The sequence below is a fragment of the Emticicia oligotrophica DSM 17448 genome (assembly GCF_000263195.1).
Classification (GTDB): Bacteria; Bacteroidota; Bacteroidia; order Cytophagales; family Spirosomataceae; genus Emticicia; species Emticicia oligotrophica.
Map to the genome: position 1 here is coordinate 1,352,109 of NC_018748.1, position 24,145 is coordinate 1,376,253.

General features: G+C 36.9%; 25 protein-coding genes. 10 read left to right on the top strand and 15 right to left on the bottom strand.

Annotated features, from left to right (window positions below; all coding sequences use genetic code 11):
• Window positions 1–3,042, top strand: a complete 3,042-nt coding sequence (locus EMTOL_RS05595) for an efflux RND transporter permease subunit (RefSeq protein WP_015028302.1) — start codon at window positions 1–3, stop codon at window positions 3,040–3,042.
• 51 nt (window positions 3,043–3,093) lie between these two features.
• Window positions 3,094–3,684, top strand: coding sequence for a YdeI/OmpD-associated family protein (locus tag EMTOL_RS05600; RefSeq protein WP_015028303.1), 591 nt, complete (start codon window positions 3,094–3,096; stop codon window positions 3,682–3,684).
• A gap of 229 nt (window positions 3,685–3,913) precedes the next feature.
• Here the strand turns inward: EMTOL_RS05600 and tpiA are convergent, their stop codons facing one another.
• From tpiA to EMTOL_RS05625, 5 genes are all read right to left on the bottom strand, one after another.
• Entirely contained in the window at window positions 3,914–4,675 is a 762-nt protein-coding gene (gene tpiA, locus EMTOL_RS05605; protein ID WP_015028304.1) for a triose-phosphate isomerase, read from the bottom strand.
• A gap of 196 nt (window positions 4,676–4,871) precedes the next feature.
• Window positions 4,872–5,342 (bottom strand): GNAT family N-acetyltransferase, encoded by a 471-nt coding sequence (locus tag EMTOL_RS05610; protein WP_015028305.1) that lies wholly within the window; start codon window positions 5,340–5,342, stop codon window positions 4,872–4,874.
• A gap of 12 nt (window positions 5,343–5,354) precedes the next feature.
• The gene (locus EMTOL_RS05615; protein ID WP_015028306.1) at window positions 5,355–6,800 is read right to left on the bottom strand and encodes a pyridoxal phosphate-dependent decarboxylase family protein; all 1,446 of its coding nucleotides are present in this window, start codon (window positions 6,798–6,800) and stop codon (window positions 5,355–5,357) included.
• Between the two features lie 7 nt (window positions 6,801–6,807).
• Window positions 6,808–7,299: a GNAT family N-acetyltransferase gene (locus EMTOL_RS05620; RefSeq protein WP_015028307.1), complete on the bottom strand. Its 492-nt coding sequence runs from the start codon at window positions 7,297–7,299 to the stop codon at window positions 6,808–6,810.
• Between the two features lie 78 nt (window positions 7,300–7,377).
• Window positions 7,378–7,866 carry a MarR family winged helix-turn-helix transcriptional regulator gene (locus EMTOL_RS05625; protein WP_015028308.1) on the bottom strand — a complete coding sequence of 163 codons (489 nt, stop codon included), beginning with the start codon at window positions 7,864–7,866 and terminating at the stop codon, window positions 7,378–7,380.
• A 185-nt stretch (window positions 7,867–8,051) separates the two neighbouring features.
• Here EMTOL_RS05625 and EMTOL_RS05630 point away from each other — a divergent pair, with 185 nt between their 5' ends.
• Window positions 8,052–8,732, top strand: coding sequence for a 2OG-Fe(II) oxygenase (locus EMTOL_RS05630; RefSeq protein WP_305953182.1), 681 nt, complete (start codon window positions 8,052–8,054; stop codon window positions 8,730–8,732).
• A gap of 205 nt (window positions 8,733–8,937) precedes the next feature.
• Here EMTOL_RS05630 and EMTOL_RS05635 read toward each other — a convergent pair whose 3' ends face one another.
• The 8 genes from EMTOL_RS05635 to EMTOL_RS05670 all read right to left on the bottom strand — a co-directional run bounded on the left by EMTOL_RS05635 (window position 8,938) and on the right by EMTOL_RS05670 (window position 16,415).
• Entirely contained in the window at window positions 8,938–9,786 is an 849-nt protein-coding gene (locus tag EMTOL_RS05635; protein ID WP_015028310.1) for a methylated-DNA--[protein]-cysteine S-methyltransferase, read from the bottom strand.
• Window positions 9,787–9,910: 124 nt separating this feature from the next.
• Window positions 9,911–10,666 carry a hypothetical protein gene (locus EMTOL_RS05640; protein ID WP_015028311.1) on the bottom strand — a complete coding sequence of 252 codons (756 nt, stop codon included), beginning with the start codon at window positions 10,664–10,666 and terminating at the stop codon, window positions 9,911–9,913.
• Window positions 10,667–10,695: 29 nt separating this feature from the next.
• On the bottom strand, window positions 10,696–11,130 hold the full coding sequence (locus EMTOL_RS05645) for a DUF2141 domain-containing protein (protein WP_015028312.1): 435 nt from the start codon (window positions 11,128–11,130) through the stop codon (window positions 10,696–10,698).
• Between the two features lie 149 nt (window positions 11,131–11,279).
• A complete protein-coding gene (locus EMTOL_RS05650; RefSeq protein WP_015028313.1) occupies window positions 11,280–12,119 on the bottom strand; it encodes a LytTR family DNA-binding domain-containing protein in 840 nt (279 codons plus the stop codon).
• A gap of 4 nt (window positions 12,120–12,123) precedes the next feature.
• On the bottom strand, window positions 12,124–12,828 hold the full coding sequence (locus tag EMTOL_RS05655; RefSeq protein ID WP_015028314.1) for a rhomboid family intramembrane serine protease: 705 nt from the start codon (window positions 12,826–12,828) through the stop codon (window positions 12,124–12,126).
• Window positions 12,828–13,802: a polyprenyl synthetase family protein gene (locus EMTOL_RS05660; protein WP_015028315.1), complete on the bottom strand. Its 975-nt coding sequence runs from the start codon at window positions 13,800–13,802 to the stop codon at window positions 12,828–12,830. Before EMTOL_RS05660 ends, EMTOL_RS05655 begins: the two co-directional genes overlap by 1 nt.
• 335 nt (window positions 13,803–14,137) lie before the next feature.
• Window positions 14,138–15,208, bottom strand: a complete 1,071-nt coding sequence (locus tag EMTOL_RS05665) for a branched-chain amino acid aminotransferase (RefSeq protein WP_015028316.1) — start codon at window positions 15,206–15,208, stop codon at window positions 14,138–14,140.
• A gap of 184 nt (window positions 15,209–15,392) precedes the next feature.
• On the bottom strand, window positions 15,393–16,415 hold the full coding sequence (locus EMTOL_RS05670; protein WP_015028317.1) for a M28 family peptidase: 1,023 nt from the start codon (window positions 16,413–16,415) through the stop codon (window positions 15,393–15,395).
• Window positions 16,416–16,638: 223 nt separating this feature from the next.
• Here EMTOL_RS05670 and EMTOL_RS05675 point away from each other — a divergent pair, with 223 nt between their 5' ends.
• The 5 genes from EMTOL_RS05675 to EMTOL_RS05695 all read left to right on the top strand — a co-directional run bounded on the left by EMTOL_RS05675 (window position 16,639) and on the right by EMTOL_RS05695 (window position 20,760).
• Window positions 16,639–16,974, top strand: coding sequence for a nucleotide pyrophosphohydrolase (locus EMTOL_RS05675; RefSeq protein ID WP_015028318.1), 336 nt, complete (start codon window positions 16,639–16,641; stop codon window positions 16,972–16,974).
• Entirely contained in the window at window positions 16,974–17,930 is a 957-nt protein-coding gene (locus EMTOL_RS05680; protein WP_015028319.1) for a hypothetical protein, read from the top strand. The genes EMTOL_RS05675 and EMTOL_RS05680 overlap by 1 nt, the downstream gene beginning before the upstream one ends.
• 71 nt (window positions 17,931–18,001) lie before the next feature.
• Entirely contained in the window at window positions 18,002–18,514 is a 513-nt protein-coding gene (locus tag EMTOL_RS05685; RefSeq protein WP_015028320.1) for a DUF2480 family protein, read from the top strand.
• A gap of 117 nt (window positions 18,515–18,631) precedes the next feature.
• Complete coding sequence (gltX, locus tag EMTOL_RS05690) at window positions 18,632–20,137, top strand: glutamate--tRNA ligase (RefSeq protein ID WP_015028321.1); 1,506 nt, start codon at window positions 18,632–18,634, stop codon at window positions 20,135–20,137.
• A gap of 440 nt (window positions 20,138–20,577) precedes the next feature.
• Window positions 20,578–20,760: a hypothetical protein gene (locus EMTOL_RS05695; protein WP_015028322.1), complete on the top strand. Its 183-nt coding sequence runs from the start codon at window positions 20,578–20,580 to the stop codon at window positions 20,758–20,760.
• Window positions 20,761–20,772: 12 nt separating this feature from the next.
• Here EMTOL_RS05695 and EMTOL_RS05700 read toward each other — a convergent pair whose 3' ends face one another.
• Window positions 20,773–21,804: a patatin-like phospholipase family protein gene (locus tag EMTOL_RS05700; protein WP_015028323.1), complete on the bottom strand. Its 1,032-nt coding sequence runs from the start codon at window positions 21,802–21,804 to the stop codon at window positions 20,773–20,775.
• 58 nt (window positions 21,805–21,862) lie between these two features.
• Window positions 21,863–22,639 carry a hypothetical protein gene (locus tag EMTOL_RS21695; RefSeq protein ID WP_015028324.1) on the bottom strand — a complete coding sequence of 259 codons (777 nt, stop codon included), beginning with the start codon at window positions 22,637–22,639 and terminating at the stop codon, window positions 21,863–21,865.
• 181 nt (window positions 22,640–22,820) lie between these two features.
• On the opposite strand from EMTOL_RS21695, the gene EMTOL_RS05710 reads away from it, so the two are divergent.
• Entirely contained in the window at window positions 22,821–23,636 is an 816-nt protein-coding gene (locus EMTOL_RS05710; protein WP_015028325.1) for a 3'-5' exonuclease, read from the top strand.
• Between the two features lie 159 nt (window positions 23,637–23,795).
• On the top strand, window positions 23,796–24,125 hold the full coding sequence (gene nuoK / locus EMTOL_RS05715; protein WP_015028326.1) for an NADH-quinone oxidoreductase subunit NuoK: 330 nt from the start codon (window positions 23,796–23,798) through the stop codon (window positions 24,123–24,125).
• Window positions 24,126–24,145 lie beyond the last annotated feature (20 nt).

Below are 24,145 nucleotides of genomic sequence, written 5' to 3' on the forward strand. Positions count from 1 at the left end.
ATGCGTTTAGTCGACTTTTCTGTTAAGAACTACCAATTCACTATTATCATCTTCATCATGATTATGGCCATTGGTGTGAGTTCTTTGCTCAATATGCCCAAAGCAGAAGACCCTGCGTTGAAGGCAACTTTTAATAGTATCGTGGTAGTTTACCCTGGTACTTCGCCTGCCGATATGGAGAAACTTATCGTTGACCCAATTGAAGATAAAATGTCTGAAATCAGCGATATTAAGAAAGTTATTTCTACTGCTGATGAGGGTGTTGCCCAAATCCGTTTGGAATTTGTTCATTCTATCGACTCCGAGGAAAAATACAATGAAGTTGTGCGTGAATTAAACGCCATTCGTTCGAAACTTCCCTCGGATATTTATAGCATGGATGTACTCCGCTTTACGCCCGAGGGTGTAAATATTATTCAATGTGCCGTGATGTCGGAAACTGCTCAGTACAAAGATTTAGAAAAAGAAGCAGAACGATTGAAAGATAACCTTCTAAAGGTAAAATCAATTAAAACGGCTGAAATCTGGGCATTCCCGAAACAACAAATAACTATTTCGGTAAATTTAGATAAAATGGCTCAGTTCAGAATTCCATTGAATCGAGTTTTAGGATCTATTCAGTCCGAAAATGCCAATATTCCTGCAGGAAATATTGAAATTGGTAGCCGTAAATTTAGTGTAAAAACCTCGGGTAGTTACGAAAATATCGAAGAAATAAAGAATACCATCGTAAGTTCATCGGGCACGACCGTTACTTATCTTAGAGATGTTGCCGATGTAAAATTCGATTACGAAGAAGAAACTTACTTGGGTCGTTTAAATGGTAAACGTGCCGTTTTCGTTACGGCAACCATGAAAGATGGTAGTAATATTTTTACAACGGGCGATCAAATTCGACCAATTATTGATGATTTTGCCAAAAGTTTACCCGCTGATATGCGATTCGAACAAAGTTTCGACCAAGTAAAAAGCGTTTCGCATCGTCTTTTTGGTTTAGCTCGTGACTTCGGAATTGCTATTCTTTTGGTGCTCATTACCCTTATTCCTCTGGGTATCCGTCCGGCCATTATCGTAATGATTTCTATTCCATTATCGTTGGCAATGGGGCTTACGATGCTCGATTTGGCGGGCTTTGGTATCAATCAGTTAAGTGTAGTTGGTCTTGTGATTGCCCTTGGACTTTTAGTGGATGACTCTATTGTGGTAGTTGAAAACATAGCTCGTTTCTTACGCACAGGTATGCCACGCCAGCAAGCAGCCATCGAAGCCACCAAACAAATTAGCTTAGCGGTTTTAGGCTGTACGGCAACTTTGATTTTTGCCTTCTTACCACTGTGTTTTTTACCAGAGTCGGCGGGTGATTTTATTAGAAGTCTTCCGATGGCTGTCATCATGACCATTATTGCATCGCTTTTTGTTTCGCTTACGATTGTTCCTTTTTTAGCGAGTTTACTCATGCCTCGTGAAGAACACGGCGAAAACATCGTACTTCGTTTGATGAAAAAAGGTATTGAAGGTTCATACCGCAAGGTTCTGCACAAAGCACTTGAATACCCCAAAACAGCTTTATTGATTGCCCTTTTGATTTTTGGTGGAAGCTTAGCCCTTATTCCTGTTGTTGGTACGAGTGTATTTCCTCGTTCAGAAAAACCACAGTTTTTGATTAATATCGAAACACCACTCGGTACAACGCTCCAAGAAACTAATCAAGCAGCTCGTTTTGTAGAAAATGAATTATTGAAGCATAAGATTGTCAAGAACTTTGCCACTAACGTTGGAAAATCTAACCCTCGAATTTATTATAATACATTGCCTATAGGTGGAACTTTATCGAATTATTCGCAACTTTTCGTACAACTACAAGATCATGTAGAAGTGCCTGAGCGTGAGCAATTTATTGATAAACTTCGTGCTACCTTTGATTCTTATGCAGGAGCAAAAATTCGGGTTATTCAGTTTGAGCAAGGGGCTCCATTCGAGGCACCATTGGCTGTGAGAATCATGGGTGAAAATCTTGATTCATTACGTATTATTTCTGCAAAAGTTGAAAAAGTTTTCAAAGAAACCAAAGGCACCATTTACGTAAATAACCCACTTTCTGCACAAAATGTAGATTTACGTGTAAATATCAATAAAGATAAAGCAGGTATGTTGGGCATTCCAACGGCTGATATTGACCGTACTATCAGGATGGGTATTGCTGGTGTGAACCTTGGAATTTACAAAGAAAAAGATGGTGAAGAGATGAATCTTAATGTAAGTTTACCAAGAAATGAACGCCCAAGCATGGATGTATTTTCTAAGGTTTTCGTTACAAATCAAATGGGTACACTTGTGCCTTTGAACCAATTGGCCACAGTGGGTTTTGAAACTTCACCAAATCGAATTAATCACTATGACCGTGAGCGTTATTCTACGGTTTCGGCCTTTATTAAGAGTGGTTTTCTTACACCAGAAGTAACGAAAGAAGCTGTTGAAAAACTCAAACAAGTAAAATTACCAAAGGGCTATGAAATAAAAATGGCAGGGGAAGTAGAGCGTTCGGCCGAAACTTTTGGTGGACTTGGCACAATCATCATTATCACAATCTTTGGTATTATTGCCATTCTGATTCTTGAATTTAAAACCTTTAAAAGTACGCTTATTGTACTTTCGGTTATTCCATTGGGCTTAATTGGAGCAATTTTAATTTTATTATTTACAGGAAATTCCCTTTCATTTACGGCCATCGTAGGTATCATCGCTCTAGCGGGTATTGAGGTAAAAAACTCTATTTTACTCGTAGATTATACCAATTATCTGCGTAAAGAAAATGGACTTTCGATTGATGAAGCTATCGAAGAAGCGGGCGAAACGCGATTTATACCAATTGTACTAACAACTATGACCGCCATTGGAGGTATGATTCCGCTCATTATGGAGCATTCGCCGCTTTACTCGCCGCTGGCTTTAGTAATTGTTGGGGGTTTAATTTCATCATTGATTCTAACCAGAATTGTTACACCAGTGATGTATAAATTACTTCCACCAAGTTTGAAATAATATTCAAAATGAAAAGTTTTTTATATATTTTGAAATAAATATTAAATTTTCATGGAAAACGAAGATTTCAAAAGTATTTATCTTGAAAACCGAAATGCATGGAGAAGTTGGTTGATAGAAAACCACGCTTCTGAAAAGAATATTTGGATAAAAATATATAAAAAACAAAGTCAAACACCCAGCGTTTATTATGATGAAGCAGTTGATGAAGCCCTGTGCTTTGGGTGGGTAGATAGCTCAATTAAGAAAGGAAACGATGAGTTTTATTATCAGTTTTTTGCCAAAAGAAACCCCAAAAGCAACTGGAGCAGAATAAATAAAGCAAAAGTTGAAAAACTCCTTAGCGAAGGCTTAATGGCCGAAGCTGGCCTAAAAATGGTTGAAATTGCTAAAGAGATAGGTACTTGGACAGCTTTAGATGATGTTGAAAATCTCATCAGTCCGCCCGATTTGCAAGAAAAATTAGAACAAAATCCAACTGCTAAAGGTTATTTTGAAGCTTTTCCGCGTTCGGTAAAACGAGGAATTTTAGAGTGGCTTCTTAATGCCAAACAAGCAGAGACTCGCCAAAAACGTATTGAGGAAATTGTAAGTTTAGCCGAAAAAAACGAACGAGCAAATCAGTATAAACCAAAGGTTTAGATAATAAACATTAATTTATTTAATGTAAAAAAAAGTAGCTTAGTTTTAAACCATTTAGTCCGTAGGACTTTCATATTGGTTGTATAAAACCAAAAAAGTATGTTTAGAATGCCGTAGGTATTCAACAAATAGGAACGTTCTCTAATAAAAAATGGATAATTGTAAATATTAAGATACTGTTTTGTAGCACTTAAATTTTCAATTATCCATTCTTATTTATTGATTAGTCTTAGAATGACTTTGCAATATTTGTAAACTCTCTTGATTTTAAAGAAGCACCACCAACTAAACCACCATCAACATCTGGACAAGCGAAAAGTTCTTGAGCATTGGCTCCGTTTACGCTTCCACCATAAAGGATAGAAATTTCATCTGCTACTTCTTGGCCATATTTTGATGCTAGATGGTCTCTCAAAACTTTGTGCATTTCTTGTGCTTGGTCGTTCGATGCCGTTACGCCAGTACCGATAGCCCAAATTGGTTCGTAAGCAATCACGGTCTTCTTCAAATCTTCAGCCGATAAGTGGAAAAGGCTGTTTGTAAGCTGACCACAAACGAAATCGAAATGAATACCTTCGTTGCGTTGCTCTAAAGTTTCGCCACAGCAGAAGATTGGCGTAAGACCTTCTGCCAAGATTGCATCTACTTTCTCAGCCAAAAATGCATCTGATTCATTGAAATACTGACGACGCTCGCTGTGACCAATAATGATGTAGCTTACGCCTACCGATTTCAACATCGGAACAGAAACTTCACCTGTATATGCCCCCGAAGCCTTCGGATAACAGTTTTGTGCACCTAAAGCAACTTTTGGCGTATCAATCATTTTTCCGAAAGAGCTTAAATAAGGAGCAGGTACACAAACAATCACCTGTACATTAGGGTTTGTTACCTCGTCTTTTACCATATTTACTACTTCTGAAAGTAAGATTTGACCTTCTTCAAAAGTTTTGTTCATTTTCCAGTTACCAGCGGCGATTTTTTTTCTCATTGCTCTTAGAATCTTTGGTTAATTTCTAGCCGATAGACTATCTATAACTATCGACATTATATTTTCAACTAATTGATTGTAAACTATTTAAAAACCTATTTTTCTTAAATAGCCTCGCAAAGATACTTGTTTTTTTATTTGTTGGGTAAAACAATTTTCTAAATTGTTCGATTATAGCACAATTCAGAGAATTGTGCTATAACCAAATTTCCATAGCTACATCGGCACGCTCATAAGGCGAGGTAAAGTTTTCTATCCTACTAAAACCCAGTTTTTTATACAAAGCCAATGCAGGAGCAAGCGTCGAATTGGTTTCGAGATAAACACGCTTTGCACCTAAATCACGAGCTTTTTGCACAATTGCCTCACCAATCAACTTGCCAACTCCTAAGCCTCTTGCAGCCTCGGTTACGCCCATTTTACAAAGTTCGTAGGCATCACTACCTATTGGTTTTAGTGCAGAAGTGCCTAAATATTCTTCACATCTACGAGCTAAAAGAACCGCACCACCTGTACTTATAAAATATTTTTCAGGATTTTCGAGCGAGTCTAAATCGCCTTGTTCAACCTTAAAATACTTTTTTATCCACTCATAATTTATCTGCTTAAAAGCCTGTTTATGAGTCTCATTTGATGGGTCAAGTTCTATGATTTCTATTGTTTGCATTTGATTCAGAAATTATAATTTTGCTGCTACATCTCGAATTGTATCTAATAAATACTCGATAGATTGCTCGGTTTTACGGTGGTTGATAATACACGCCCGCAAGACAAATTCACCATTGAGTTTTGTACTCGTAATAAATACTCGTCCGTCGGCCTCAAGGGCAGGAATGAGTTGTTGATTCAATGCCGTGATTTCTTCTTCAGCTGTTAAATTTCCTTTGTATCTAAAACAAGCAACCGCCAAATCAGCCTTCGATTTTAACTCAAAATCGGATGATTCTTCCACAAGTTTGATTAAATAATTGGTCAAATCAATGTCTTTCTGAATCATTTGTTGAATACGGTCAAAACCATAGGCCTTTACCGACATCCAAGCCTTAAATGCTTTGGCATTGCGAGACAGCTGGAAATAATGTTCATTAAACTCTAATCGAGCATTGGCATTTTCTTGCAGTTCGGTAGCTAAATAATCGGCTTCTTTGTAATAGGTATCACGCATGATTCTCCAATTTCTAACCAAAACACAACCAATTTCGAAGGGTTGATAAAGCCACTTATGAAAATCGAGTGCCACCGAGTCGGCTCGCTCCAAACCAGCATATTTTGCTTTTAATGAGGGCAATGATGAAGCCAAACCACCATAAGCCCCATCAATATGTAGCCAAAGATGATATTTTTGGGCAATATCGGCCAACGCATTGAGGTCATCAATTGCTCCAGTGTTTACAGTTCCAGCATTGCCAACAATACAAAATGGTTGAAAACCTTGTTCAATATCTGCTTTAATCTGATTTTCGAGAGCCTCTACATCAATCGTTAAATCATTTTGGGTTTTCACTCTACGCAAATGGTCGGTGCCGATACCAATGAGTGATAGACTCTTATCTACACAATTATGTGTTTCGGTCGAGCAATAAACGGTAAAAGGTTTTACGCCAAATAAACCTTTGCGTTTAATATCAAATTTCTTGAAAAAGATATTTCTTGCCACAGTCAAACCTGCCAAGTTAGCTTCTGAGCCTCCACTTACCATTGCACCGCCTGCTTCTGATGTGTAATCAATCATTTCGGCTGCCCATTTTATCACACGTTTTTCGATTTCGGTCATAGCAGGAGCCAAATGCCATTTCGTATTATTTTGATTTACAGTTGAAAGCAACAACTCAGCAACCGTTGAAATTTGATTTCCCCCCGACATCACATAAGCATACATGTTTTTACCTAAATTACCCGTTGCACTATCAAAAACCTTGGTTTTTACTTCATCAAGTAATTCAAAACTATCTTTTCCTGTTCGTGGTAAAGGTTCATTAAACCAGCCCTCCACCTCTTCTTGTGAACTTACATTAAACCCTTTTATCTCATCTAAATGCTCATATTTATCAAGTACCATTGCAGATACTTTTTGGAGGATATTTGCAAACTCTTCATTACTAAAATCTAAAGTATTATTATTCATAGGTCATTTATTTTATCAATAATCGGTAAATTTTTAGGCCAGAAATCTTTGGCAATTTATAACTTGATGGTGCACTTTCGGGGGGCATGAGGTCAAAGCCATTTCGCTCGTAAAATCTATGAGCCGCCTTTGCCGGTGGCGGCGTATCGAGCCACAATGCCTCATAACCTTTTTCTTTGGCATATTGAAGCAGGGTTTCAAACAATCGTTGGGCTAAATTTTCATCTTTATCTCCACGCATTGATTTATCCAAAAACATTTTTCGAAGAACAGCCTGCCCATCAGTCAGAGGTTCAATACCAATGGTTCCCATCACTTGATTTTCATTATTAAGAGCAATCCAAAAGCAGCCATTTTTATAAAATTCTGCAATATTGGGTAAGTCTGGTTGGTCTTGGGCAGTCAAACCTAAACCAAATTCATCGTTCTGAACACCTAAAACTAAGGTTTCTACCTGTTTTTGGTAACTTTCAGTATATGTTTGAATGGATGTTTTCATATAATTTTCTTTTAGATTTTATTTTGTAGGACAGGTTTCCAACCTGTCAGTATTACTTCGACAGGTTAAAAACCTGTCCTACTTTTTTGATTCCAAGTATTCTTTCATGCGTTCGGTGTGAGATTTTATTGCAAAATATGCCTCCATTTCTTCCAATGCCTTCAAAATATTAGTTGGCTGAGCTTCAACTACTTGGCGGTTTACTTCCCTAATATCATCCCAAATGAGTTGCAATTGGGGCAACATACTGAGGCCTTTTTTGCTTAGTTTTAAAAGGCGTTTGCGAGCATCTTCTTTCGATTTTGTAGAAGTTATCCAGCCTTTTTTCTCTAATTCTTTAGCTAACTGAATCACGCCAGGGTGTGAAATATTCAATTTTTGGGCAATATCCATGATTCCCAACTCCTTTTCTTGCGAAAGCAAATAATAAAGCGGAAACCATTTGGGTTCAAACTCTACTCCATTGCTCCGATAAAACTCTTCACCCGCACGCATGATATAATCACTCATTCGCTTAAGTCGACTGGCAACAATGAGCGGACCTAATTTTGAAAAAACATCTTGCATTGTGTAATTAATTACGTAATTGATTACGTAAATTAAAACCTAATTTTTTATATTTCAAAATAAGCCTTAATTTTTTCAGTATTCAAGCTGAATATTGCTTTGAATTGAGCAATATTCGGGTGGTTAGGGGCTGATTTTTAGGAGATTTTTGTAAAAAATATATTAAAAGAATTATGCTCGAAAAAATGAATACTGACTCGATGGCACGAAGCCTAAATGAAAATGGATATGCTTTGCTCACAAACGTTGTAACCGATGAAATTTGTAACGAATTGGCTCAAAACTATGATGATTCAACGCTATACAGAAGCGTAATAAACATGAAACGCTACCAATTTGGGAGTGGAGAATACAAGTATTTTAAATATCCACTGCCTCAGATAATCGAACAACTACGCCAGCAGTTCTATGAAGTTTTGGCTCCAATAGCCAACGAATGGATGATTAAATTAGGTATTGATAAGCATTTTCCACCAACACTCGGTGAATTATTAAATGAATGCCACCAAAATGACCAAAACCGACCAACACCATTGATTTTGAAATATGAAAAAGGCGACTGGAATGCTTTGCATCAAGATTTATACGGAGAAGTATATTTCCCTTTTCAAGTGGTCTTTTTTCTAAGTCAAGCCAATGTAGATTATACGGGAGGAGAGTTTTTAATGCTCGAAAATAGGCCAAGAATGCAGTCGAAAGGAATTGTTTTACAAGGAAATAAAGGTGATGCAGTGATTTTTACCACTAATTTTCGACCCACATTGGGTACTCGTGGGTATTATCGAACTTCGATGCGGCACGGTGTGAGTGAAATCCGAAGCGGAAAAAGAATTAATTTGGGTATTATTTTTCATGATGCAAAGTAAGTTTAAAATAGCCAAAAACAGGATTTATGGCCGTCTGCTTTAGCTGACGAATGCTATGAAAGAAAACAATATTGGCTTTATAGCTTAAATTAAAGCTTGGGCTAAGGCCAGTTCAATTATTTTACTTTCTTATCCCTTCAGTTAAAACTGACGGCAATGAATAAAACTAATTACTCTGAATATTTACACAATTTGGGAAATTGTGCTACGCCTTGGCCATTTCCCAGCCTATAATTGCTTTTTTACGAGTTGTTCCCCAACGGTAGCCACCAATCCCTCCTACTTTTTGTAGCACCCGATGGCACGGTATGATATACCCCAAACGGTTACTTCCAATGGCCGTTCCGACTGCTCTTTGGGCGGTGGGTTTTCCTATGGCATTGGCAATGGTCTCGTAGCTTACGACTTGTCCAAACGGAATTTTTAGCAGGGCTTCCCACACTTTTATCTGAAAATTTGTTCCACGTAAAAGCAATGTAATTGGCTCTGATTGACTTTGGTTTAAGTAGAAAATTTGGTCGATTAATGGCTTTGTATAGTCATTATCAAAAATGAGTTTAGCTTTTTCAAAATCTTGTTGTAGTTCGGCTATTATATGCTCTTTGCTTTCTGTTTCAAGGAATCGGAAGTCAGTAATTCCTCGGTCAGTCAAGGCAATGAGGCACTCACCAAAAGGTGTTTCATGAATTCCGTATCTTACCGTCAGCCCTTCACCTTTGGCTTTAAATTCGGCGGGCGTCATCGCTTCATACGTTACAAATAAATCATGTAATCGGCTTGAACTTGATAACCCAGACTCAAAAGTAGCCTCAAGAATATTTGCACTGTCGAGCAGTTTTTCTTTAGCAAATTCTTTGGTGAGAAATCGCATAAAACGTTGTGGACTTGTACCCGCCCACTTACTAAAAAGTCTATTAAAATGAAATTCGGAAAGGGCTACATGGTCGGCAATTTCTTTCAAACTTGGCTGAGATTGAAAATTATCTTCAATAAATTGAATAGCTTTTTCAATTCTACGGAAATCTATATTTTCTTGAATTTCTGACACTTCCATTGTATATGATTTTAAATTCTGAATCAAAATTACGGTGGATAGTGCTATTCTACAATCTGATTTTTGCGGAGTTAAATGGTAAAACGCTGGCAAGGTTTTGAATTTTCCAGTGTTAAAACTGATTTTAAACTAATTCTTTCTTGGCAAAAAGTTGTTTAAGTTTAGCGGAAAGGTTTGGTTTTTCGGCCATTTTAAATTTGACTTTATACTTTTTAATAATTCGAGCGGAAAGAATTCCAAGAATGACACCGGGAGCTGTCCAGGTAAGAATAAACATGAAACTTGGGGTGTTATCAGGTAGGAATCTTGGAACAATATTTACACAAAAAGCAGTAATTGCAGCGGTATAAGCTCCCATCATTTTTCCTGCATGGGCAAAAAACCAGTGCATTTTCTCAGGTTTTGCGTAGCCTAAGTATAATCTAAGGTCGCCGTAGGCATTCAAAACACTTACTGTTCCGAAAATAAAAAATAATATATTAAGTGAGCCAAATTGTTTGGCAGGATTAATCGTTAGAAATACGCCATAAGCCCACATACAAATACCCGAAATACCTATACTCCAAGCACCTACTTTATCGGCTAAGGTAGGAATTAAGCCTTTTTTCATGGCCAACATACGCTTGCCCGACCAATTTGGATAAAAACTCACAATGCCTATGCCTAAGAAGAACTGATATTTTAGGTTTGTAGGATAAAGTATAAAGAAAATACTTGTTGTAATAAATATCATAAACATCGACCAATAGAAAACCATTCCCGCACGATTATGTACCTTTCCCCCTTTATTGGTAATCATAGCTACTAAGCCTGCCAGCAACGACAAGATTCCACACAATACATGAACTGCAGTTGAAGCTTTATAAATGAGCGTTTCCATTGTTAAATATCTTTTGTGTATATGAATAGTTAAAAAGAAAATAAGCTAATAGCAATATTTTTATCTTCGTTTAAATCAAAAGCACATTGCTCGAAATTTGGTGGCCCCATAAGCATAGTTAGGTTTGAAAAACCAAAAGGTTCGGCAGGCATTTGTCCATTCATATCGAGTTTATTATCACCGTTCAAATCTTGGAATAAAACAATGGCATATTTACCTTCCAATATTCCTTCAAACTTTAAGATTATTTCTCCCTCTTTTGTTAATTCGGCAGTGGCTGATTTTATTCCTCCACCTTGTGGAAAACTATTTTCATCATTAGAAATGGTAGCAAAAATTTTTCCTGTTCTTTGTTGAATACCTTTTACTGTGACTACCACACTGTATTTACTTTGAGCAAAAATATTAAATGATATTAGTGTTAAAAAAGTAATAAGGATAGTTGTTTTGAAGAGCGTTTTCATTTGAGTAATCTTTTTTTGTGTTATTTGACTGACACAAATGTAGAATAGCTCAAAAAAATGTACAAATGAAAGGGCTGTGTATCAATACTTTGGGAAGTTTGACAATAAGCAGGGAAGAATAGCAAGCTTTTGGGATGAATATCAAAGCCTTATTTTAAGCGTTCAACTATTTCAGAATATTTTCGGGCAACTGGCACTTGTAATGCAGGAACCTCAAGGTGAAGTTTATAACCTTGTGCATTGCCCGTAACGTTTGCTACTTTATCAAGATTAACAATAAACGAACGATGACAGCGAACAATATTGGGATAATTAATTTGACCTTCAAGACGAGTGAGGCTACTACGGAGAAGTTCTTTTTGAAGGACTCCTTCTTTTTCAAAAACTATAGTCGAGTAATTATCAGATGATTCAATGTAAAGAAGTTTGGTAGCCGAAAGCTCTATAAAATCTTTCTCGTTTTCAGCAATTAATTTAATCGTACTTGATGGGGTGAATGGCTCAGCATGGTGATGTATTTCAATTGGTCGAGTATATTTTTTTAGTTGCACGATATAATTGAGCATTACTCCAAAAGTTGCTGGAAAAACGCCAATAATCATCACGCCAATAAACATCCAAAAGAATGTACCAAAACTAATTTTTAGATGAAAAGCAAAATTGCTATACAGTAAGTTACCGAATGCAATCATCAGAATTAGTAACATAATTGCAAGAATCTCCCGACCAACATTCCAAAATGCTTCATTATGATATTTGGGGAATGTTTTAAAAATTCCCAAACGCAAGATAAGTCCGCATAGAGTTGTAATTAGGCCAAAGCCTATCAAATGCCAAACCTTATTTGGGTCATGCCATTCGCTAACTCCTAACGGTTGAAATACGATTAAAAATAATGCAATAAAAGCACCTTCGCCCAAACTTTGCAGTAGTACGCTGAGTTTTGTTTTTTCTCCAAAAGGGTATGGTTGGCGTAAAATTTTAAGCATTTAATCAATTAAATGGTCGCCAGTTAAGAATTTGGCTAATAAAGCTTGGTAATACTTCAGGATATAATAACACCATCATGATGATTCCAAAAATAGCTCCCCACCAGTGAGCAGAATGATTGATGTAGCCATTTCCGCGACGCATTTCGTAGTAAGTATAAGCTAAATATAAAATGGCAAATATAAAAGCCGGCATTGGTATAAAGAAAATAGCCAATTGAGCCGTAGGAATGAATAAAATTGTACCAAATATTACGGCCGAAACTGCCCCAGAAGCTCCCAGAGAACGGTACCCACTATCTTTACGATGCTTCACAAAAGTCGGTAAATCAGAAACAACAATAGCAATTACATAGAAAAGCACATAAGCTACCGAACCAATTTTAGGGTCATCGAAGCGTTGAATGAATACTTGTTCCATAAACTCCCCAAAACTATAAAGGGTGTACATATTGAAGAACAAGTGCATATAATCGGCATGAACAAAACCAGAGGTTATGAAACGATGGTATTCTTTTCTTCGTTCGACGGCATAGGGGTGCATTAACCAGTTTTCGAGAAAACTATAATTGTTAAATGCATAAAGACTAATACCTACTGTAGCTAAGACAATTAATAAATTTGCTGAAATTTGTTCCATTTTATTTATTTCCAAATCTAAAGAAGCCTTCGCTTTGAGCGAGTATTGCCCAGCGAAGGCTTCCTTCATTATGATTCTCTTTCGATTAGTTGTTTAGTTAACTGAATTAAAGGCGTTTTTCGTTCAATTGGAGCATTGAGTTTTTCTAAATCAGCCAATCCTGTATTAAAATATTTGTTCATCTGGGCCTCAGCTAATGCACGAATACCAAGTGAGTTATAAATCTCGGTCACGGCCTTCACTTTTACTTCTTTATCAAATTCTTTGGCATCAATCCATTTTTGAAGTTCAGCCTCTTCGGCTTTACCCTTACTTAATTCAAGAGCTTTTAATAAAAGCCAAGTTTTTTTATTTTCTATGATATCACCCCCTACTTGTTTACCAAATTTCTCAGGGTCGCCATAAACATCAAGGATATCATCTTTTAACTGAAAGCCGATTCCGATATTAGTGCCAAAATCGTATAATAGTTGTGTTGCTTCTTCACCAGCCTCGGCAATTAAACCACCTAATTCTAGTGAAAAACCCAATAAAACCGAAGTTTTTAAGCGAATCATGTTAATGTATTCCTCTTCCGTAACATCATTTCGCGTGGCAAAATTCATATCCCATTGTTGACCTTCACATACTTCAGCGGCCGTACGGTTGAATCTCTTGATTACATGCTTAAAAATCTTGTCATCAACGGCAGTCATGAGTTCATAGGCACACACGAGCATCACATCACCCGAAAGAATCGCCACATTCGGATTCCACTTTTCGTGAACTGTTGGTTGTCCTCTACGAAGCGGAGCGGCATCCATAATATCATCGTGCATGAGTGTAAAGTTGTGAAAAACTTCAACCCCAAGAGCAGGTTTGAGTGCTTTTTGCCAATCATCAGTAAAAATATTGGTGGCCATGACAGTCAGCAAAGGACGCATTTTTTTCCCGCCAAGTGACATCAAATATTCAATGGGTTCGTAGAGTTCAACGGGGCTTTCACCGTATTGAGTTTGGGCAACTTCGGTTTGAATTGCTTTCAGAAAAACTTCTAATGACATAAAAACAAGGGGCGAATTTAAATAATCGCTCAAAAGATGAATATAACTTCAAATAACGCCAAACTTAACAAAACTATCAAGTAAATTATGAAGCAGTAGCTGGCATTAAATTAGAAGACTTTGAATATCAACTTATTAAAGTAGGATTTGGTTTAAAATTTCACTCTACCTAAACGCTTATACAATTTTACGGTTGTGAAAAATAGTGTTGAAAACCAACAAAAATGCCACTATAATTTCTCATAGTGGCGTTTTTATTTGGGTTCAATACTTATTTATAGATTAAACAAAGGTACCACTCCCCGAGCGAAGCCGAGGGGGAGGAGAAAGGAAAATCAAGCATGAATATTCCAAACCCAACCAAATGTATCTTCTACTTTACCTGTACGAATATCGTTCAAAGCATTTTTCAATCTTGTTGACATTGAATCGGCTGTTATTTCTGGTAAAACGTAATCTTTACCATTAAAGCCAATAGCAGCAAATGGCGAAACCACTACGGCAGTTCCTGCACCAAATACTTCGGTTACACTTCCGCTTTCGATTCCTGAGATAATTTCTTCAACCGATACTCTTCTTTCTTCGACCTCAATACCCATTGATTTCGCAAGCTGAAGCAAAGTATCACGTGTGATACCTTTCAGGATTGTAGTGCTTGTATTTGGCGTAATAAGTTTTCCGTCTTTCACAAACATCACATTCATTGTACCTGATTCTTCGAAATATTTATGTTCGATAGCATCTGTCCACAACAATTGTGTATAACCTTGCTCTTGAGCTAATTTTGCTGGATACAACGACGCTGCATAATTACCTGCACATTTTGCATAACCCACACCACCCGGAGCCGCACGAATAAATTCAGTCTCAACTTTCACTTTCGGTGGAGTCGAGTAATATTTACCTGCTGGACTCATGATAATCATGAAACGGTAATTTAGCGAAGGACGAACACCTAAATATACATCGCTTGCGAACATAAACGGACGCAAATAGAGAGAATTGTCTTCTCCTTTCGGAACCCAAGCAGCATCAATTTTCAATAATTCTTCCAAACCGCCAATAAAAATTTCTTCTGGAACCTGTGCCATACACATACGTTCTGCTGAAATATTGAAACGTTTGAAGTTCTCTAAAGGACGAAACATCAACACCTCATCTTTATCGTTTTTGAAAGCTTTCATTCCTTCAAAAATCGACTGACCATAGTGAAGTGTAGCCAATGCCGGATTGTAGCTAATATCGCCATAAGGCATAATTTTTGGTGTTTGCCATACACCATTGATACAATCTGCTACCAACATGTGGTCGGTAAAAATTGTTCCGAATACAATGTTGTTAGGGTCAAATTGATTGATACGGCTCTCTGCAACCAGCGAAATGTCTATGTTAAGTGTTTCTGTCATAACAAAAATGTTTTTGAATGAATCGCAATTTAATTTGTTCCAGCCTTTCTACAGCTCACTTGTTTGTAATAATCAACAGGTGTGCCATATTTGACGTATTAGTTATTTCTACTTGCGAAGTAACAAATAATATACCACAGTGTCAAGGAAAAATGCAAAAATAGTTGTCAAGACAATCTTTTTATTATTGAGGCTTACCTTCCTCGTATAAAACTTGCAAAACTGTCTGTCCAACAGCCTTTAAAGCAGCTTTATCAATGATTGAAAGATTGTCTTTTTGTGTGTGGTGATAATCTCCAAAAGTATTACCCGTTGTCGGACGTAAATCACAAATATCAATCATTGGAATCTTCGCATTTACGTTTACAGGTACGTGGTCATCTGAAATATTACCAAATTCTTGGTTTAAGAAATATTGGCTGTAACCCAACTGGCTAGCAATACCCCACACATTGTTCATCACAGCAGGAGCGTATTGCATCGAAGTCATATCTTTCGTAAAAGTAGCCCCTTTAGCTCCGACCATATCTAACAAAATCCCAAAATAAGCAGAATAATTAGGTTGATGTAAATTTCTCGACCAATACTCTGAACCCATTAACCATCCTTGATTAGGAATAGTAACCTCTTTTGTATAATCGCTTGGTGGGCCCCAATCTTCTACATCAAACAAAATTACATCAATACCAATATTTGGTTTTTGTGCTGAGTTTTGAATCGTACGTAAAATCTCAAAAATTACTGCTACTCCACTCGGACCATCATTGGCAGAATCGAATGGTTTAGTCTTCGCAGTAGAGTCATCATCCGAAAACGGGCGTGTATCCCAGTGTGATGATAATATGATTCGCTTCGTAGCTTGTGGGTTATATACACCTATGATATTTCTTGCATTCAATACTTTTCCATCATAAGTTACAGGCTTAAATTTCTGTTCAATAACCTCACAGCCTAATTTTTTTAGTTCGCTGGCCATCCAATCACCACATTTTACGTGTGCTGATGAATTTGGAATACGGGGGCCAAATTTTACTTGCTTTTCTACATAGCTATACGCAGTATCGGCATTGAATGCTGGGGCAGTTACCAACTTGGCTTCTTCGCTTGTACTACTGCTCTCGCTACTACTTGAAGACTGTTTACAGCCAACAAATGCTGTTGAAATAGCTAAAATTGATAAATAACAAGTGTATTTTAATAAATTCATAGTAATTTTTAAATGTTGACGAATATCGCCCAATGGAAGTCTGGCAAAGTTAAAAGTTTTGATTCTTTTCTACTAACGTTCAACACAATTAAGTATTTCAAGAATCGTTTTTTTGATTAGCTTTGTGAAATAGAATTCAAGATATCAGACAAGAAACAAGGGAAATTTTACTTGCTATTTTTCTTCTTTTGTCTCATATCTATTGTCTAAATATCTGATAAAAATGACTATAGAAGAAGCACAAAAGATTGTTGATGAATGGATTACGACCATTGGTGTTAGATACTTTAATGAATTGACCAATACGGCTATTTTGATGGAAGAAGTGGGCGAGGTAGCTCGCATCATGGCCCGTAGATACGGCGAACAATCAGAAAAAGAATCGGATAAAAACAAAGATTTAGACGATGAAATGGCCGATGTTCTTTTTGTGCTTATCTGCTTGGCCAACCAAACAGGTATCAACCTAACAGAGGCTCTTCTAAAGAACTTAGAGAAGAAAACTAAACGTGATTTACACCGCCATCAAAACAATGAAAAACTAAATTCACCAAACTAATGTTTACAATCCTGACCCAAGCATTTCGCCGAACCGCTCAAAACTGGCCCGTAGTTTTGGGAGTATTCTTTATTAATTTTGCTTTGGGCCTAATCATTGCTTTTCCGAGTTTTAGTATTCTTCGGGCTGAGTCTCAACAATCTCTGGCTTTCGAAAAGTTAGTTGGGGGTTTCGACTTTACCGTTTTCTACGATTTCATGCACAAGAATGGAAAATCACTTACTCCCCTACTACCAATAAGTTTGGGTTTATCTTTGCTATATTCTATACTTAATGTATTATTTGCAGGTGGTATCATCAGTCAATTTGCTCTTCGAAATCCTTTCCGATTAGGGGCCTTTCTGCAAAATTCTTGGCAGTATTTCCTACGATTCTTGGGTGTATTTTTACTGCAAATTTTCTGTTTAATAATCATACTCATTGCTTCAGCACTTCTATTTAGTTTATTTGATTCTGTAGCTAAAGGAAGTACAGAACCCACTTTCGCCGCATGGATGATTCTGCCGATGGCTTTTGCTTTTTTCTATATTACCTATGTGCTAAATGTAGGTGACTACGCCCGAATTTTGCTATTTCGAGATGAATTATTAAACCCAATTCAAGCTTTTTGGAAAGCCATTGAATATGTTTTTAGGAATCTTAAAGCCATGCAAGTTTACTGGGCAGTTATGGTGTTGAGTTTAATTCTTTCTTTAATCTATTTGTTGATTGAAAGTCGCATTGGAATGACCTCAGGATTTAAGATTATTCTCATGTTTGTAGTGCAGCAAGCTTTTATATTCGGACGAATTTTTATCCGAATTTGGCAGTTGAGTAATGCCTTTGATTTTGTTTCGCTCCGCCCGATTCCGCTTACACCTAAGACGATAATCATTGAACACAAAATTACAGAAGAAACGATACAAGAACCCAAAACCGACGAGAAACAAAACATTGATACTAAACTTTCTGAATAAGAGATTTGTTTTAAGGAAGACTTCCCTTTGAGGGAAGTCTTCCTTAATGTTAATGTTATAAGATTAGTAAAATGGAAGATACAATAGTAAATAGAGTTGCTAAAAGTGGACTACTATCGCTCGACTTAGAAGATTATTATCACGCAGGCGAACGTGTAGTGTATGATTTAAAAGACAATCTTTTCATGGGTCTAATTCTGAAAGAAAAAGATTTTAGAGATTTCATAAAAAACCACGACTGGACCCAATATACTGGTAAAAATGTAGCCATTACTTGCTCTGAAGATGCCATTGTACCCACTTGGGCCTATATGTTATTAGCCATTCAATTAGAGCCTTATGCCCACATTGTAGTTTTTGGTACGCTACAAGATTTAGAAAACAAACTCTATGAAGAAGCCTTAGCAAAAATCAATTTTGAAGAATATGCAGGAACAAGAGTTGTTGTGAAAGGATGTAGCAAAGTGGCTGTTCCCACGAGTGCGTACGTAGAAGTTACCCGTCGCCTGCGTCCTTATGCTCAAAGTATCATGTTTGGTGAGCCTTGTAGCACCGTACCACTTTATAAAAAACCAAAAGTATAATTCTTGCATAATTTTCTGTAATTTTGCGACCCGTTTGTACCACAATTCTTTGAATTGTGTTTATTTCTAATTTATTTCTACGATTTCAGACAACTTAGAAAGTTGTTTTACAAAAATATGGTTCGTGTAAGATTTGCTCCCAGTCCAACAGGCCCTCTACACATCGGAGGTGTTCGTACTGCTTTGTATAATTATCTATTTGCTCGTAAAATGGGCGGAAAAATGTTGCTCCGTATCGAAGATACTGACCAAACTCGCTATGTTCCAGGAGCAGAAGATTATATCTTAGAAGCCCTCAAATGGGTAGGAATCGAAATTGATGAAGGTCAAGGAGTGGGTGGTCCTCATGGTCCGTACCGTCAATCGGAAAGAAAACCAATTTATCGTCAATACGCAGAGCAGCTTCTTGCCGAGGGAAAAGCTTATTATGCCTTTGATACCGCCGAAGAATTAGAAGAAATGCGTAAGCGTTTGGAAGAAGCAAAGGTTGATAATATGTCGTACAATGCCGTAACGAGAATGCAAATGAAAAACTCGCTTACGCTCCCGAAAGAAGAAGTTGAAGCAAGAATTGCCAACGGCGACCCTTACGTTATTCGTTTGAAAGTACCTTTAAAAGAAGAAATTCGCTTCAAAGATATTATCCGTGAGTGGGTAGTTGTACATTCATCGACCATTGATGATAAAGTTTTGCTAAAGTCAGATGGAATGCCTACTTATCACTTAGCCAATATCGTTGATGACCACCTGATGGAAGTAACCCACGTAATTCGTGGCGAAGAATGGTTGCCATCGGCTCCCCTCCATATTTTACTATATAAAGCCTTCGGATGGAAAGCTCCAGAGTTTGCTCACTTACCTTTACTTCTCAAACCAGAAGGCAACGGCAAACTTAGCAAACGTGATGGCTTATTGGGTAATTTCCCGATTTTCCCATTAGAATGGACTGACCCATTTACGGGTGAAGTAGCACGTGGTTTTAAACAAGATGGTTATTTGCCAGAAGCTGTTATAAACTTTTTGGCATTTTTGGGCTGGAACCCTGGTACTGAACAAGAGTTTTTTACCAAAGAAGAATTAATCGAATCATTCAGTTTAGATAAGATTCACAAAGCTGGAGCAAGATTCATGATAGATAAAGCCAAATGGTTTAACCAACACTATATCAAATCAAAATCTGAAGGAGAATTAGTTGCTATTATCAAAGAATCAAAAGCCGATTTATCTGATGAACTAGCTGCCAAATTGGTAAGTTTAATGAAAGACCGTGTGACTTTCCCGCAGGAAATCATCACTGAAGTACCTTTCATTTTTGAAGCTCCGAGTATTTATGATGAAGAGGTTGCCAAATCAAAATGGAATGATGATGCTCGAAAAGCTATCGGTGTTATCAAAGAAGCAGTTCTTGCTATGAATGAGGTCGATTTTACAGCACAGCAAATTCATGATACCATCTTCCCTGCCCTCGAAGCAGCTGGCATTAAAGCAGGTAAAGTCATGCAAGCCTTCCGTCTGGCAATAACTGGCGTAGGTAAAGGCCCTGATTTGATGCTTACTCTGGAGATTCTTGGAAAAACTGAGGTCATCAACCGAATAGATAAGGCAGTTGCAGCATTAGGTTAATACGACCTTGATATCATTACTTTATCAATACAATTAACTATTCCTAAGAGCATATATACCTTGTAAAAAGTTATACAGGCTCTTAGGATTATGTAATCAAAAAGAAATCAAGAAATACGCACTTACACCGCTTGCGAGTAACAGTGAATAGCAAAAACAATGAAATTACCATTGAGACAAGCAATAATTTATCGCTTTTATTGAAATCCTGCTTTCGTTCGGAATAATACCAATAAAATAAGTGTCCAATAATTACTACTTGAATTAAAAAAGATGGTAAATTACCAAAGTAGTAATTAATATACACTCAATTCGAGGACAAGTAAAAGGATAACTATCCCGATTTTTAGCATAGGATTTAGATAGAGTGGTCTGCTACTGACGAGATGGTAGCCAAGCTTATATATTAAAAGGATTTATCATAAAAACTTACTAGAATCATGGCAAAGAAAAAAGCTGATGAAAAACCCAATGCTGAAAAGCCGCGTGTACACAAAGATTTAGATGGATTTGATATAAAAATCAACTCTTTTGGAGAAATTCAGATGAGTTATGATATTGAAAAAATCAATGAATTTCTCAATAAAACCGTTGACGATAAAAAACTCAGAAATCGTAAATGACCAACAAACACCCTAACGGTAGAAAAACTCTATCACACCTTGTTGGCCACTTATCATCATTTTTTGTTTTTCTCCCTCCGAAAGTTTTCTCACTTTAGGGCTCATGCCATTGTCATTGATGTAAATTGTACGAACTATATCTTCGGGTTTAGGCTTGTCTACGCTTTCGGTCATAATATTATAAAGAGCAGATATATACCCTTTAAAATCTTGAATTTCGAAAGGTGCAAAACCCTCTTTTAGGTGTATTTCATGGTCTATTTGTTCGCACCTTTCCAAACGCAAACCTAAGGTTTCAGTGTTAAAGGTCGGCTTATTTATCGTACTGTCAGTAGCTGTACTAAGATATTTTGTTTGGTCAAACAGCTCAATGGGGTAGTTCATCAACAAACCACCATCAACAAATACATCACAACTATCGCTTGGTATAGGATTTTCAATAACTTTTCCTTTAGCATTTAAAAATACTGATTGGTAATAAAGCGGTATAGACATAGATACTCTCACGGCATCACACACTCGCATTTCAGGGTAAGTTTCATAAGAAAAAACTTCCAATCTTTGTTTAGTAAGATTTACCCCCGTGACATACAAATCTCTGTACGGAATACTTTTGGCTAATTCATGAAGTTCAGCAAATGTCAGATTAGGCTTTCCTGTTCGGTCGGTTATGAGTTTCTGAATCGTAGTCAAGAAATTTTCACCTTTATACCAGCCAAATTTCTTTACAAATCTTTCACTGGCTTTTATGACCGACCCACCATCATTAAAAGTTTCGATAGGCGTTTCGGCAATTATTTGAGCAATTTCATCTGCTGAATAACCCACAGCCAATAGACAAGCCTGAATTGCACCTGCGGATGTTCCGCCAACTCGCTGAATTTGTTGTAAAACGCCCCTACTTTCTAATTCTTTTAAGGCTCCTCCATACGCTACACCCTTGATGCCTCCACCTTCCATGATTAAATTTCTATAAACTTTTTGTTGTGCGAACGCTATTACTGAAAACGAAATGAGAAAAATAGTTTTGATATACTTAAGCATTAGTTATATGAGGATTTTGCAGCTTTAACGCAAAGATTCTATGTTCTATTACTTAGTTTCATGAAAGATTTCCAAGAATGACTAACAAACTGATAATAGAGACCACGATTCCCCAAGTAATGAAAAACCGCTTACGTTCTTTTCTTTTCTCTTCTCTGCTCATTTCCTTACTTATCTTAATTCTTTTCCGAAAAGCTTTCATCAAAAAATAAATCCCTCCAGAAAAAATCCCAACTGTGAGAAGTAAAGATAATACAGCTAAAAAACCATAACCACTACAAGCAATTGAACAGGAAAGTATAGTAGCCACATAGGTAAGCCCTAAGCTCAACAAAAATAACAGAACATACACAACTCTACGACCATTATGTGAGGGTTGTTCATCCTGTGAACTCTTATTCTCTGAAAGTGCTCCAACTCGAGCTTTGATAGACTTCTCCCAAACTTTCTCTTCGTATTGACTTGTACTATCTGTCCGTACTGATACTCCAGCGTGTACCCATTGACCAACTATATTTTCGCCTACACTTTTATAGTAATTACCCAACAAAAGCGTCAATCCGAATGTACACAAGAATATTACAAAAGTAACTTGATGCCTAATTTTATGATAAATACGCTTATTTACTCGCTCAATAAATTCATGATTCATTTGTAGGAAACTCACCAATAGCACCAACAATAAAACCGAAAGATTGAGTGTTCTTTCTGATAACTTAGGAATAAAATAATAACCGATTAATCCAGCCGATAACCCTTTGGCTATTTCTATCATTACAATTAATAGTCTTGCCATTAAAACATTTTTAGATGCCCACAGCGAAATATTTTTCATATTCATTATCTTTTAATTTTACCTAAATAGCCTCCAAAGATAATTAAAAACACAAGATTTTTGCATAAAATCTATCTACACCCAATAAAAGTTTTTGACCTAAAATTGGCAAATTAAGCTTAACGAGGCTTTTATTCTGTTTTAATTTATAACTTTGTAGCATTGAATAAAAATTATTAGAATGTACACTCACTCACTCAAGTTACGTAAACCCTTAGCTGTAATTGACCTCGAAACTACAGGTGTAAATGTGGCCAAAGATAAAATTGTAGAACTCTGTATTGCTAAGGCAAAACTTGATGGTACGGTAGAAGTAAAAACCAAACTTATCAATCCGGGTATTCCAATTCCGCTAGAAAGTAGCCTCATTCACGGTATTTATGATGAAGATGTGAAAGATGCTCCTACATTCAAGCAAATCGGTAGAGCACTCGCTCAATTTTTAGAAGGCTGCGATTTAGCAGGTTTTAATAGCAATCGTTTTGATGTACCGATGTTGGTTGAAGAGTTTTTGAGAATTGATATTGATTTCGATGTAAAAAATCGCAAGCTGGTAGATGCTCAAAGAATTTTCCACCTAATGGAACCACGCACGCTTTCGGCAGCATATAAATTTTTCTGCAATAAAACCCTCGACAATGCCCATAGTGCCGAAGCAGATACTTTGGCAACACTAGAAGTACTTTGTTCTCAGGTAGAAAGATACGACGGCGTAAAAGTGAAAAACGATAAAGGTGAAGAGTACGAGCCTGTTAAAAATGATATGGAAGTGCTCCACCAGTTAACCTCAGCCAATATTGTTGATTTTGCTCAACGCATGATTTTAAACAATAAGGGAGAAATTGTGTTTAACTTTGGGAAACATAATGGAAAACCAGTAAAAGCAGTTTTAAAACAAGAACCCCAGTATTATGATTGGATGATTAACGGAGACTTCCCGCTTGATACCAAACGTAAACTCACTGAAATTAAGCTAAAAATGATGCTTGATAAATAGGTCAACCATGATAATATTTTTCCAATGGTAACAATTTTCGCAAAAAGCACACTACAAAAACGAATATTGTTTATTTTTGCGGAAATATTCTTCAACGCCCCTAATTATCAGCCTTATAAGCGTTTCTTAAGAAGAATTAAACGTTAATTAATTAAAGCAATGCAAAGCCAAATACCTGACATTTTTCAGATACCTCTAATAAACTACGTATTATTAGCAAGTATTTTGTTTATCATTGGCATCGTAGGCGTATTAATTCGCCGAAATGCTATCATTATCTTTATGTCTGTCGAATTGATGCTTAATGCGGTTAACCTACTTTTGGTGGCGTTTTCATCGTATCGTTCAGACCCCGCGGGACAAGTCTTTGTATTCTTCATTATGGCCGTAGCTGCTGCCGAAGTAGCCGTCGGTCTGGCCATTATCGTAATGATTTACCGCAACATTCGCTCAATTGATGTTAGCCTTTTAGATAAACTTAAATGGTAAGATGCTATGATTAATCGTAA